This window comes from Bradyrhizobium sp. Ash2021, from assembly GCF_031202265.1.
Classification (GTDB): Bacteria; Pseudomonadota; Alphaproteobacteria; order Rhizobiales; family Xanthobacteraceae; genus Bradyrhizobium.
Genome location: NZ_CP100604.1, coordinates 5,893,855 through 5,907,142 on the forward strand (window position 1 = coordinate 5,893,855; position 13,288 = coordinate 5,907,142).

Annotated in this window: 11 protein-coding genes; 7 read left to right on the forward strand and 4 right to left on the reverse strand. The window is 62.2% G+C overall.

Annotated elements, in window-relative coordinates:
- The first annotated feature begins 263 nt into the window (after positions 1 to 263).
- Both NL528_RS28540 and NL528_RS28545 read left to right on the forward strand, forming a co-directional pair.
- The gene (locus NL528_RS28540) at positions 264 to 1,541 is read left to right on the forward strand and encodes an alpha/beta hydrolase (RefSeq protein ID WP_309177738.1); all 1,278 of its coding nucleotides are present in this window, start codon (positions 264 to 266) and stop codon (positions 1,539 to 1,541) included.
- A gap of 164 nt (positions 1,542 to 1,705) precedes the next feature.
- Positions 1,706 to 2,032 (forward strand): GrlR family regulatory protein, encoded by a 327-nt coding sequence (locus NL528_RS28545; RefSeq protein ID WP_309177739.1) that lies wholly within the window; start codon positions 1,706 to 1,708, stop codon positions 2,030 to 2,032.
- Here the strand turns inward: NL528_RS28545 and NL528_RS28550 are convergent.
- The gene (locus NL528_RS28550; RefSeq protein WP_309177740.1) at positions 2,029 to 3,198 is read right to left on the reverse strand and encodes an MFS transporter; all 1,170 of its coding nucleotides are present in this window, start codon (positions 3,196 to 3,198) and stop codon (positions 2,029 to 2,031) included. The two genes, NL528_RS28545 and NL528_RS28550, sit on opposite strands and share 4 nt — an antisense overlap.
- Before the next feature lie 151 nt (positions 3,199 to 3,349).
- On the opposite strand from NL528_RS28550, the gene NL528_RS28555 reads away from it, so the two are divergent.
- Together NL528_RS28555 and NL528_RS28560 are read left to right on the forward strand one after the other, a co-directional pair.
- The gene (locus NL528_RS28555; RefSeq protein ID WP_309177741.1) at positions 3,350 to 4,924 is read left to right on the forward strand and encodes a S8 family serine peptidase; all 1,575 of its coding nucleotides are present in this window, start codon (positions 3,350 to 3,352) and stop codon (positions 4,922 to 4,924) included.
- A gap of 43 nt (positions 4,925 to 4,967) precedes the next feature.
- Entirely contained in the window at positions 4,968 to 5,207 is a 240-nt protein-coding gene (locus tag NL528_RS28560) for a hypothetical protein (protein WP_309177742.1), read from the forward strand.
- A 97-nt stretch (positions 5,208 to 5,304) separates the two neighbouring features.
- On the opposite strand, the gene NL528_RS28565 is transcribed toward NL528_RS28560, so the two are convergent.
- Positions 5,305 to 6,648, reverse strand: a complete 1,344-nt coding sequence (locus tag NL528_RS28565) for a hypothetical protein (protein WP_309177743.1) — start codon at positions 6,646 to 6,648, stop codon at positions 5,305 to 5,307.
- 346 nt (positions 6,649 to 6,994) lie between these two features.
- Between NL528_RS28565 and thrS the strand changes: the two genes are divergently transcribed.
- The 3 genes from thrS to NL528_RS28580 all read left to right on the forward strand — a co-directional run bounded on the left by thrS (position 6,995) and on the right by NL528_RS28580 (position 9,973).
- Positions 6,995 to 9,043: a threonine--tRNA ligase gene (thrS, locus tag NL528_RS28570; protein WP_309177744.1), complete on the forward strand. Its 2,049-nt coding sequence runs from the start codon at positions 6,995 to 6,997 to the stop codon at positions 9,041 to 9,043.
- Positions 9,043 to 9,249 (forward strand): hypothetical protein, encoded by a 207-nt coding sequence (locus tag NL528_RS28575; RefSeq protein ID WP_309177745.1) that lies wholly within the window; start codon positions 9,043 to 9,045, stop codon positions 9,247 to 9,249. The genes thrS and NL528_RS28575 overlap by 1 nt, the downstream gene beginning before the upstream one ends.
- A gap of 160 nt (positions 9,250 to 9,409) precedes the next feature.
- Complete coding sequence (locus NL528_RS28580; RefSeq protein ID WP_309177746.1) at positions 9,410 to 9,973, forward strand: nitroreductase; 564 nt, start codon at positions 9,410 to 9,412, stop codon at positions 9,971 to 9,973.
- 9 nt (positions 9,974 to 9,982) lie between these two features.
- Here NL528_RS28580 and NL528_RS28585 read toward each other — a convergent pair whose 3' ends face one another.
- Together NL528_RS28585 and NL528_RS28590 are read right to left on the reverse strand one after the other, a co-directional pair.
- Entirely contained in the window at positions 9,983 to 12,457 is a 2,475-nt protein-coding gene (locus NL528_RS28585) for an EAL domain-containing protein (protein WP_309177747.1), read from the reverse strand.
- Positions 12,458 to 12,822: 365 nt separating this feature from the next.
- The gene (locus NL528_RS28590; RefSeq protein WP_309177748.1) at positions 12,823 to 13,272 is read right to left on the reverse strand and encodes a hypothetical protein; all 450 of its coding nucleotides are present in this window, start codon (positions 13,270 to 13,272) and stop codon (positions 12,823 to 12,825) included.
- Between the last annotated feature and the right edge of the window lie 16 nt (positions 13,273 to 13,288).

Here is a 13,288-nt window from a genome sequence, read left to right on the forward strand (position 1 = left end):
AGGCTGGCGTCCCTCAATTCAAGCAGCGTTAACAATGATTTAAATCGATAGATGTTTTTTGGTATCTAAATACCTAAAACAATATCGGGGTTCACCGTGGCACTACGGCGTTTGCGAAAACGCGATGGCAGCCCCACAATCGCGACACGATTGCGTGGTCTCTTTTGGGGGTTCCGGATGGGGAGTTTATTCCGGAAGCTTAACGTCGCCTAAACACTAGCGGACATACGCCGGTCGCCGGTGGATCTTGGGGCAGTGGGTGGATGGTCGGGGCAAAACCGAAATTCCAAATACGTGACCGCGCGAACCGGGTGACATCACCGGGCGCGCGGTCGCATGTCCGGCCCCCGCGATGGCGCTGGGTCGCGATTGCCTCTGTCTTTGTCCCGCTATCGCTCGTCCTGGTTCAATGCGGCAAGGCGCCCAGCGCCGGCCTCTTGGCCGCCAACACGCCGGCTTCGTCGGGCGATAGCTTCGTCGACCGCTTCCCGACGCCGCAGTTCAATGATCGCTTCCCGACCGCCAGCGAAAGCCTGGTGCAGCGGCAAGTCGCCCTCGCCCCGCCGCAGCGCACGGTACGAACCGAACCGGTCAGGGTTGCGTCGCTGACGCCGACGATCACTCTTCCAAAGCCGTCCGAACGTGAGGAGCTGACCACGCTGGTCAGCATGAAGTCCTCCGCATTCCCCTATTTCGGCAACAATCCGCGCTCCGAGGCGCCGTTCCTCAACATCAGCAAGGGCGATCGCCGCGGCCACCGCGCCTATAATGGCCGGGTCTACTGGCAGGACGAGACCTACAACGATAACCGCGTGCTGGTGCACGTCCCCGAGACGTTCGACGTCCGCAAGCCCGGCGTGATCGTGGTGTTCTTCCACGGCAATGGCGCGACGCTGGAGCGTGACGTGCGCGACCGGCAAATGGTGCCGCAGCAGATCTCGGACTCCGGCGTCAATGCCGTGCTGCTGGCGCCCCAGTTCGCAGTCGATGCCCCCGATTCCAGCGCCGGCAAGTTCTGGCAGCCGGGCGGCTTCAAACGCTTCATGGATGAATCCGCCGGCCAACTCGCCCGCCTCACCGGCGATCCCGCCTCGGCCAAGGCGTTCGCCAGCATGCCGATCGTCATCGTCGGCTATAGCGGCGGGTTCCTGCCGACCGCCTGGAGCCTCGAAGTCGGCGGCGTCACGGGCCGCGTCCGCGGCGTGTTCCTGCTCGATGCCGTCTACGGCGAATTGGACAAGTTCGCTTCCTGGATCGAGAACAACCGGTCCGGTTTCTTCGTCAGTTCCTACACCCGTTACACCAAGCGGCATGACCGCGAATTGATGGAGATGCTGCGCAACAAGGGCATCACCGTCACCGAAAACATGGATGCCCCGTTGCGGCCGGGCAGCGTCGTGTTCGTGCAGACGCGCGATGGCGTCACCCATCGCGATTACGTCACCCAGGCCTGGACCGAGAACCCGGTCAAGGAAGTGCTGGTCAAGATGGCGCCGGCACTGACCAGAATCGCAAGCGCGCCCTCGCCTGCGGGCCAATAGAAGGCGGCTCAGCGCCGTCATATGGCGCCCGCCTTCTCATCATACCACTCATCGAAAATGTAATGTTGATGGCCGCGCGATTTCGCCCCGCGCGCATTGTTCGACACCTATCCGCGCCATACGGTGCTTGCATTGCATGAGTTGACAGCTTCTGGGGACGGAAATTGCAGGAAGGCTTATACAAGGTTGAATTTCATACTGTTCATGGGACCGGCAGCGGCGTGATTTATGCCGTCAACGGCAAGCTTCGGGGTGGCAATTCTGCGTTCGCCTTCATCGGCAATTACGCCGACAAGAGCGACGGCATTCACGTCAAGATATCGACGCAACGCCACAATCCCGATCCTGCATTCAAGCCGCTGTTCGGAACCGACATGATCACGCTGACGCTGAAGGGAACCGCCAATGGCGACATGGTCGACTTCGAAGGCACCGCGCTGCAATTGCCCGGCGTCACCTTCAAGGCGGTGCTGACGCGGATTTCGGATTAGACCCGTTTCGGCCTGGTCAGGATCACCATCGTCAGCGCCAGTGCAACAAAGACCGCCGCGACATAACCCGCGGCATGCAGAAGATCGCGTGCGTACAGCAAACCGCCGACCGCGGAACCGACGGCCTGTCCGACATAGAGCACCGACGTATTGAGCGACACCGAAGCGGACGCGAGTGAGGGCGCGGCGCCGACCAGCCGCACCTGCTGCATCGAATTGGTGGACGCAAAGCCCAGCCCCCAGATCGCCACCGATGCTGCCATCAGCGGATAAATGCCGGCGCTGAGCGCCCAACCGGTCACGCCCAGCAGCATCAGCACCGTGAACAGCACCGAGGTCTTCCAGGCTCCCCAGGAATCGACGATGCGGGTTGCGATCGCAATGCCGATGAAGCCGAAGATTCCGTAGCAGGCAAACACCAGCCCGATGGCGTCGGGCCCCGCCCCCGTCAGCTTCGCCAGCAGCGGTCCCATGAAGGTGAACACCACGAACTGGCCGGACATCTGCAGCGTCGTGATCGACAGCAAGAGCATGATCATCCGGTTGCGCCCGACATCGGTCCAGGTCTCGAGATCGACGGGTGCGCCGACCAGACCGCGCGGCAAACGCCAGATCAGCAGCAGGAAACTCACGCAGCCCATCACGCCAATGCCGCCATAGACGGTGCGCCAGCCGTAGCGGCTGGCGACCAACGTAATCAGCGGCAGACCGATCGCGGCTGCCAGCGACCAGCCGAGAAAAAAGATGTAGGCGATGGTGCTGCCGCGCCTTTCCACCGGCACGATCAGGGCCGCGGTCCCGGCCGCCTGCGGCGTATAGAGCGCGCCGACCGCCAGCATGATCAAACGGATGATCAGCAGGCTCGTGTAGTCGGGTGCGAAAGCGGAAGCCGCATTGGTGAGCGCGAGCACCGCAAGCGTCGCCGTCAGCAGGCTGCGGCGCTCGATCCGGCTGGTCAGCCACGCCGTCACCGGCGAGCCGACGCACAGCATGATCGCGCCAAAGGTGATAAGCAGACCCGCGGTGCGGATGCTGACGTCTAGATCGCCGGACAACTCGACGAGCATGCCCGCCGGCGCCAGCACGGAGCAGCCGGTGACGATATTTCCAAGCATCAAAGCGGTGGGAGCGAAGCGGCGGGCGAAAAAATCGGGCGGTTTCTTCATGCATGTGCATGTAGGTCGTGCGCATGGAAATGAAAGGCGCGAAACCTGCTGCGATGCTACGATTCGCCGCAAACCGATTTCTATTGCTGTCCCGCAAATTATCGGCGCATAATAAATCTATTTCAGGTTGTATAAATTTGGGAGCTTCGCGATGCCACAGAAAAAGCAAACTCTCCGCCGCTACATTATTATGAGCAGTGAAGGCTATTTGGGCGCGTCACTCACCGCCGACAACTTCAAACCGAGCGCAAACATGGTCGCGGTTGCCCCCCGACCGGAGGCCGTGACGGCTCCGCAGATGCGGGTGCTCGACTCGCTGCACGAAAACGGGCCGAAGCTCGTTGAAATGCCGCCGGAAGGCGAACTAAGTCTGCGTCTTAGCGTCCCCGGACTGAAAATCGTGCCCGAGGTATTTTACCATCGCCAGTGGGAACGTTTCAAAATCCACCAGCGCCCCTCAAAGCCCGCGGCCAAGAAGGCCAAGAAGGCCGTGAAAAAGGCCGGTGGCCGCGCGATGAAGGTAGCGAAAGCGGCCGTTGCCTCTGCGAGTTTTACCGTCTCGGTGACCGACGCTTCCAGCGGCGCCGCGATAAAAGGCGCTCAGATCGTTGCGTTCACGGATTTCGCGTCGCGCCAGGGCGCGAGTGCTATGACGGGCGCAAACGGAAGCGCAATCCTGAACGGCCTCTCGCCAAGCCGAAAACTCGAACGCGTTTATGTTTACGCGCCGGCAGGCTCGTGGGGGTATTTCACGACCGGCACCACAGGCGCGCAGATATCGAAAATCAAGCTGGCGAAAATTGTCGTCACCGATCCCTCGCTGCTGCTGACCCAACTTTACGGTTCATTGCCTGCGAATGCCGGTGATGGCGTCACCGTCGGGATTGTCGATAGCGGTGTCGATGGTACGCATCCCGACCTGAAGAATGTGTCGGGCGGGCTCAATTGCGTCGGTGACGAAACCCGCGGCAATCCCGCGGCGGCCCAGAATTGGCGGCCTGCGCTGAGCGAAGGCGAGCACGGTACTCATGTTGCAGGCATCGTCGGCGGCAAAGGATCGACGAGCGGTTTCCGCGGGGTAGCGCCTGGCGTCACCTTGCGAAGTTACCGTGTATTCCCAGATGCCGGTGGCGGCGCAAGTAATTTCGACATCGCCAAGGCGATCGATACGGCCGTTGCAGACAAATGCGACATCATCAATATGAGCCTCGGCGGCGGTCCGAAGGACGACCTTACACTTTTGGCGATTGACCGCGCGCTCAACGCCGGTGTCGTCGTCGTCGTGGCGGCCGGGAACGACAACCGAAAGCCTGTGTCCTTCCCCGCGGCGTTTCCGGAATGCGTTGCGGTATCCGCCATGGGGCGGGTCGGGTCGTTCCCCAAAAACGCGATCGGAACCGGCAGTATCGCCCCACCGAAGGGAAATCCGTCAATCAAGGACTTTATTGCCGATTTCAGCAATTTCGGATCCGAAATCGACACCACGGGCCCCGGGGTCGAGATCGTATCGACGCTACCTGGAACCGGTCACGGTTCGATGAGCGGAACATCGATGGCGTCGCCGGCGGTGGCGGGATTTGCGGCCTATTTGCTCGCCAAGGATCCAACTTTGAAACAAAAAGTCGGGGCCGCCCGTTCCCGGGCACTGAAGGACGTCTTATATGCGGCTTGCAAGCCTGAGAATTTCGGCCGTGACTATGAAGGGTTCGGACTCCCGACACCCTAGCAGTTGACCCCGAATGTCCGCGGGCAGAACAGGATCGCTGTCCATGGCTGAACGCACTGTCGTCTTCCGCGCCGACCCCAATTCGGAGTCGTCGGATAAGGTTGCCTCGCGGCTGCGGGCGGAAGGCGTCGAGATCGTGGAAGAGCAGCCGAATATGCTGCTGGTCACCGGCGCCAAGCAAACGATCAGCAAAGCGCTCGCGGAGGGGTGGAGGCTGACGGCCGAGACCAAGACCCCTCCCCCGAGCACGCGCGAAAAAGTCCTGAAGCCGCCATCCGAATAGAGCGTTTTCGAGCGAAGTGGAAATCGGAAAGAAAACGCGTCAATACAAGAATCTGGAGCTTCGGTTCTAGTTCAATCAGAACCGATCAAGCTCCAGGCTATTTCGCAGCAGCGTCGCGCGCCCCGATGGTCTGCAAGGGAGTTGCTGTGAAGGGAGCTGCCGTGAAAGGAACCGCCGTGAAAGGAGCCGTGGGCTTTGCCGGCGGACAGGTCGCCAGCAGACTTTCCACCGCGCCGGCCAGTCCTTCGCTGGAGAATGTCGCGCTATGCGCGAGCCGGTGCCCGTCCGGCGTCTGCGACGTTTCGGTGAAATCGAATTGCGGCACATCAGCCAGCGATTGAAGCGAAGCCCTGTTCAGGCGCACGCCCCAGATTTCAAAGCCCTGCACCTTGAGAGGGGGCGATTTGAAGTACAGCGAGGTCGCACCGCCGTTGGAAATCAGGACCGTTGGAAAAGCCGTCGAAGTGGCTGCCGGACGCTGGAAATCGAGTTCGAACTGGTCGGTGCTGACACAGAACAGCCGCCATTGCGACAGGCGATAGGATTTATCGCCGTCGTCCTTCTGGGTGGCAACCTTGCGCACCGTGCTGCGGCCGATGTTTTCAAAGATCCATGGCGTTTCCACCCGTTCGCGCCGGTCGATGCCGAAGCGGATGATCTCCTCGCGGGTCAGGGCATGAATGTCCTCGAACTTCACGGTGCTTGTGAGGCTGAGCAATCCGATATCGACGCCCATCCTGACAATATAGCTCGCAACCATGCGGTCGGCGCGCTCGTGCCCGCGTTCAGTCGCGGCGGCGCGCATCTCCCGGGTCGGCGCAGCGAGGCCGCTGAAATGCACCACCACTTTCGGCGAATGGACCGCCAGCACCGCATCGGGGGCAATCTCGCGCGTGGTCGCGCCCAATATCAGATAGGGGCACGCCGAGTTGCACATCGCACCGTGGGTCCAGAGTTCGCCGTGGAGTTCGCGGCCGGATTGCTTCAGCTTGAGGCAGACGTCGCTGTCCTGCGCCTCGAAGCCGCACTCCCTCACCACCGTGCGCGCGACCCGGGCGGTGACGGGCTTTTCACGCAGCATGCCGCCCATCGCCAGCGCCTGGTCCAGATTGCCGCCGGGCGAGGAGAAATAGATCGGCAGGTTGCGGCCCCTGACTTTCTGGAAGAATTTCCGGAAGCGCGCCGCCGCGCCTGAATCGACCTGTCCCTCGACCGCGATCCAGCTGTCGCAGCCGCGGCCGCACGCATCCGGCGCGCCCTCGGCGACATAGAAGGTCATCGGCGCCGTCGGCGCGACGCGGGGCGCCGGCCGCGCGGTGGGCGCGGGCCGCGCCGTGGCGGACGCCGGTTGTGCGGTGGGAACAGCCAGTGCAGGTCCGCAAGCGAGGAAAAGAACTGCGGCCGGAAAAATGCGGAAGGTCATGAAGGATGGCGCGTTCAATATAATTCCGGGGGAAATCGAATAGGTTCGAAAAGGCTAACAAGCCGACGCTACCAAGTCCATGCAACGGCAACCAGTGGCTGCATGAAATTTGTTGCATCGAGGCATCGTGGCCACAGCATGTCGCGTATGTCTGATCCGCCATCGGGATTTCCGATGTCAGCGCCGTGCCGGCCTTTTGTATCATCTCCGCGTTGGTTGCGTGGGGCAGCCGGCGCGTTCGACCCAACGCCGTTGGCCGCCCATTTTCTTGATATTGCCGGATTGCAGGAGCCGAATCCCCTGCTATACCGCTGCTTCCCGCTTACCTGCGCTCGTTCGCAGGAGTGAGCTAAAGGAGACGAAAATGCCTGACAGCAGTTCCCCCGCATCTGGATTCCAATATGGCCTTGCGAATTTGAAACCGGCCGAACCCCAGATGAAAGTCGCGATCACCTTCCCCGACGGCGCGACCCGCGAATTCCCGTTAGGCACCACCGGCTTCGATATCGCCAAGGGCATCTCGCCGTCGCTGGCCAAGCGAACGGTGGCGATGGCGCTCAACGGCGCGGTCGCCGATCTCAACGATCCGATCGCGCACGATGCCAAAATCGAATTCATCAACCGCGACGATGCGCGCGCGCTGGAACTGATCCGGCATGACGCGGCGCATGTGCTGGCCGAAGCCGTGCAATCCTTGTGGCCGGGCACGCAGGTCACCATCGGCCCCGTGATCGAGAACGGTTTTTACTACGACTTCTTCCGCAACGAGCCGTTCACGCCGGAAGATTTTGCTGCGATCGAAAAGAAGATGCGCGAGATCGTCGCGCGCGACAAACCCTTCACCAAGGAGGTTTGGGATCGCGAAAAGACAAAGCAGGTGTTCCGCGACAAGGGCGAGGCCTTCAAGGTCGAACTGGTCGACGCCATTCCCGGCAACGAGCCGATCAAGATCTACTTCCAGGGCGACTGGTTCGATCTCTGCCGCGGCCCGCACATGACGTCGACCGGCAAGGTCGGCAACGCCTTCAAGCTGATGAAGGTGGCGGGCGCCTATTGGCGCGGCGACAGCAACAATCCGATGCTGACGCGCATCTACGGCACCGCGTTTGCGAAGCAGGAAGATCTCGACCTTTACCTCAAGCAGATCGAGGAAGCCGAGAAGCGCGACCACCGAAAGCTCGGCCGCGAGCTCGACCTGTTCCATTTCCAGGAAGAAGGCCCGGGCGTGGTGTTCTGGCACGCCAAGGGCTGGACCATCTTCCAGGCGCTGATCGCCTATATGCGTCGGCGGCTGACCGGCGACTACAGCGAGGTCAACGCGCCGCAGATTCTCGACAAGGCGCTGTGGGAAACCTCAGGCCATTGGGAATGGTATCGCGAGAACATGTTCGCCGCGCAATCCGCCGGCGACGAGGCCGAGGACAAGCGCTGGTTTGCGTTGAAGCCGATGAACTGCCCCGGCCATGTGCAGATCTTCAAGCACGGCCTGAAGAGCTACCGCGACCTGCCCTTGCGCTTGGCGGAATTCGGCGTGGTGCATCGCTATGAGCCGTCGGGCGCGATGCACGGGCTGATGCGCGTGCGCGGGTTTACCCAAGACGACGCGCATGTGTTCTGCACCGAGGCGCAACTCGCCGACGAGTGCCTGAAGATCAACGATCTGATCCTGTCGACCTACGCCGATTTCGGCTTCGAGGGCGAACTCACGGTGAAATTGTCGACCCGGCCGGAGAAGCGCGTCGGCACCGACGAGATGTGGGACCATGCCGAGCGCGTGATGGCCACCGTGCTCTCGGAGATCGCGGCGAAGAGCCACAATCAAAGCATCAAGACCGCGATCAATCCCGGCGAAGGCGCGTTCTACGGGCCGAAGTTCGAATATGTACTGCGTGACGCCATCGGCCGCGACTGGCAGTGCGGCACGACCCAGGTCGACTTCAACCTGCCGGAACGGTTCGGCGCGTTCTACATCGACGCCGACGGCTCGAAGAAAGCCCCGGTCATGGTGCATCGGGCGATCTGCGGCTCGATGGAGCGTTTCATCGGCATTTTGATCGAGCATTTTGCCGGCAACTTCCCGCTCTGGCTGGCGCCCGTGCAGGCCGTGGTCACGACGATCACCTCCGAAGGCGACGAATACGCCAAGGTGGTTGCCGCCGCCGCGCGACGCGCCGGGCTGCGCGTCGAGATCGACCTGCGCAACGAGAAGATCAACTACAAGGTCCGCGAGCATTCGCTGGCAAAGATCCCGGCGCTGCTGGTGGTCGGCAAGAAGGAGGCCGAAAGCCACTCGGTTTCCATCCGCCGTCTCGGCAGCGAGGGCCAGAAGGTGATGCCGACCGACGAGGCGATCGCCGCTTTAGTCGAGGAAGCGACGCCGCCGGACGTGAAGCGGGTTCGGTTGGAGACCTGATGGCCGACGAACAGGAACTGCCGGCCTATCCGATCAGGGCTTACCAGTTGATCCCCGATCCCAATCAGCCGACCGTGGTTGCGCTGGCCATCGAAACGGATCAGGGCCATAGCCTGTTTTTGGCCACGCGGGAGATTCTGGAGGATCTCGGCAGGGATCTTTTGGAGCGAGCGGCAAGGATGCCATTCAAACAGCATCAAACCTAGCCGCCGTCAGTTCTGCAATCGCATTCGCCCAGCCGGAGCAATCTCACTCGGCAGCGGCGGCCCCGTGAGGAGCCTGCTGGACTCCCTCGCTTGCCAATGTCGTCCTTCCACCCGATATACCGGGGGGCGCCGCCTTGCGACGCCCGATCAAGGAAGACCCATGCCCGACGCCATCGAACTTCTCAAAACCCGCCGCTCGATGAAACCGCGCGAGATGACGGCGCCCGGTCCCTCGCCTGCCGAACTCGATACCATCCTCACCATCGGTGCCCGGGTGCCCGATCATGGCAAGCTGACGCCGTGGCGCTTCATCGTGTTCGAAGGCGACGCCCGTGGCCGTGCCGGCGATGTCATCGCAAGGGTGTTCGCCAGAAAAAATCCGGGCGCGCCGGCCGCCGATATCGAGGTCGAGAAACGCCGGCTCACCGACGCTCCGCTGGTGGTCGGCGTGGTCAGCTTTACCAAACCGCATCCAAAAGTGCCGCCGTGGGAACAGGAACTGTCGGCGGGCGCCAGCGCGATGAACATCGTTACAGCGGCGACCGCGCTCGGCTACGGCGCATGCTGGCTGACCGGCTGGTTCGTGTTCGATCGCGACGTGCTCGACGGGCTCGGATTGAAGGCGGACGAAAAGCTCGCCGGCCTGATTCACATCGGCACGCCGACCAAGCCGAGCGAAGACCGTCCGCGCCCGGCGCTGTCGGATATCGTGACGCGGTTTTGATTCAGCGCCTTACGCGGCCGCCTTCGACGCCCGCGTACCAAATCCGGCCAGCAACGCTGCGATCTCGCCCGCCGGCCGTGCCGCGCTGAACAGAAAGCCCTGCACCTCGTTGCAGCCTTCGGCCCGCAGCCAGTCCAGCTGATCGACGGTCTCGACGCCCTCGGCGAGGGTGGTGATGTTCAGGCTGCGGCCAAGGCCGGAAATCGCCCTGACAATGGCGACGCAATCGGAGCGCTGCGCCAGATCCTTGACGAACGAGCGATCGATCTTGATCTTGTCGAACGGGAAGCTGCGCAGATAGCTCAGGCTGGAATAGCCGGTGCCGAAATCGTCCATCGAGATGCTGACGCCGAGTTCGCGCAGCTGATGCAGGATCGCGAGGTTGGCCTCGGTCTCGGCGAGGAATACCGATTCGGTGATTTCCAGTTCCAGCCGCCGCGGCGACAAGCCGGAATGCGCCAACGCCGAAATCACCGCCTGAACCAGATTGCGGCCGCGAAACTGCACCGGCGACAGGTTGACGGCGACCTTGACGTCGGCAGGCCATTTGATCGCTTCGGAGCAGGCCTGCCGCAGCACCCACTCGCCGAGCGGGATGATCAGTCCGATGTCCTCGGCGACCGGGATGAACTCCGCCGGCGAGACCATGCCGTTGTCCGGATGGCGCCAGCGCAACAGCGATTCAAACCCGCTGATCCGGTCGGCTGCGATATCGACCAGCGGCTGATAGTGAAGTTCGAACTCGCCATTGGCAAAGGCCCGGCGCAGATCGCGCTCCATGTCGCGGCGCGTCTGCGCCTGCCGGTCCATCTCGCGCTCGAAGAAGCGATGGACGCCACCGCCGTCCGACTTCGCCCGGTACAGCGCCATGTCGGCGTTGCGCATCAACTCCTCCGACGTCGCGCCGTCGCCCGGCGACAATGCGATGCCGATGCTGGCGCCGACGACGACCTCGATGCCGTCGATGTCATAGCTGGCGCTCAGCACGGCGATCAGCCGGTCGGCAAAATCGCTGGCCTCGTTCGGCGAGACGTCGGACGCCAGCACGATCGCGAACTCGTCGCCGCCCAACCGGGCCGCCAGATTATCGCCGCGAACCTCGGACCTCAGCCGCTCGGCGACCTGCTTCAGCAGGCGGTCGCCGATCGGATGGCCAAAACTGTCGTTGACGTTCTTGAACAGGTCGAGATCGACGCACAGCACCGCCACGCGCTTGTTGCCGGGCTGGCTGCGCTCCAGCGCCTGGCGCAGGCGATCCTGATAGAAATCGCGGTTCGGCAGATTGGTCAGGCCGTCATGATGGGCCATATGGGCGATCCGCGCCTCGGCCTTGCGGCGCTCGGTGATATCGACCGCGGCCACCAGATAGCCGTCGCGGCCGTCGAACACCACCCGCCGTCCGAAGGTCAGCACATGGACCTCGCTGCCATCCGCCCGGATATGCCGCCAGTCGCGGGGGGAATGATAGACGTCGCCGATCTCCCGCAGCGCCTCGCTGTGGGATGCCCATTCATCTTCCGGCCAGATCTGCTGCAGCTTCATGCCGAGGAATGTCTCGCGGCGATAGCCGTAATGTTGCACCGCCGCGTCGTTGACGCTGAGGAATTTCGTGGTCTCGGCATCGAACACCCACATCGGCATCGGGTTGTTGTCGAACAGCAGCCGGAACGAGACTTCGCGCCGCTTGATCGCCGTGACATCGGATACCGTCAGCGACAGCATGTCGCCGAAGGCGGTTGCGCCCAATTTCAGACAGCGATCATCGCTGTCGATTTCGAATTGCCCGCCACAGCCATTGCCGATGATGTCGCGCAGCCGTTCGATCACCTCCGGCGATCCCAGCAGGTTTCCGCCGCTGCCGAGCCGGCGCCACAACAGCTCGGTCGAGGGCTGCTTGAGCAGCCGCGACGCGCCCTGGTTGAGATGGACGATCTGGAAATCGAACGGCTGTCCGCTTGCATCGCGAAGCGCCGCCAGCGACAACACCCCTTCGTCGGTTGCCGAGAAGATCGTATCCAACAGATTGTACTGCGTGTCGCGCTCGTTGACGTAAGCGCCGATCAGCGTGCCGCCCCAGCGCGAAGACGTCGGCATCGCCAGCACGTCGTAGGTCTTGACCAGCCCGTCGCGCACGCAATGGGCGGCGGCGAGATAGGGACGGCCGTTGGCAAGCGCGCTTGACGCGGCTTCGCCGAGCGCGGTCGCGCAATCCGGCGGCAGCGCGCTCAGGGGAATGTCCCAGCGATCGTCGTTGAGCCATTGCTGAACGTAACGGCCGGTGTGCGAGACGCCGAGCGCACCGTTATAATCCCTGAGCAGCACGATATGATCCGCCAGCCGGCCGAGGCTGCCGAGCATCACGTCCTCATACCGCGGCAGGTTCTCGCCCGGGCGTAACGCGGCTTGCCATTTGCGTTGCAGAACCGGGACATCGCTGAACATCTCGGTATTGAATTTTCCGGACGATTTCTTCGCCGCTATCATGACTTCCCCGCAACGCAAACGCATAACGCGCCGCATCCAAATCTGTCGGGCTTAAGGGTATGTGAAGATTGCCGGCGCGGTACGCAGGTCCGGCGATTATGACAGTTTAAAGTCGCGCGATGGTTAGTCCGCGTTAGAGACTATGACGGTTCTGCAAACAGGCAGTCAGCAAATTCAGATACAATTTCGCGATCTCGCGGCGCGATGCGCCCGAGCTTTGCGTCGATACCCTCCCGAGAACGAGAGGGCGCAGGGAATGCCGGGTGCGCGCTGCACCCGCGGTCTCGTGTGCAAAATTGTGCGAAAAGGCGCACACGAGCATACAGGTTCAGCGGAAACACTCCGGCATCCCCCGCGCAATGGCTTTACGGCTTATAACGCGCTCTCCCCGGTGAGCCGTGCTCTGTTGCCACCGTCGCCCGCGAGAAAATTCCCGTGAACTTGACGCCAGCTTCGGGCGCCAGAACCACACGTCTTCGCCGTTCGCGCAGCCTGCGTTCGTCTTCCGCAAGCTTCGCGTCCACCGCATCCCACCGCGCGTTCGTGACGACTCGCGATCCGCCCCTCTTATCGGGTGAGACGAGCGGATTCATGCCGCTGATTTGCCCGACGGCGGAAGCGGAATATTTTTGATTCTTGGGCTTGACACAGTTTCGGAAAATCCGAAGTGATTTGCCCGTCGGGTTGATTTGCCGCACGCGTGTCGCGAGATTGTGCTTGCGTGCGAGCCGACGCAATTGGCGATTGCAACTCGGCCTTAAGAAAATTGAGGTGGTATTTTGGGCTGAGCCGCCGCGAATGAAGTGCACTGTCAACGAAGTTCTCGATCGG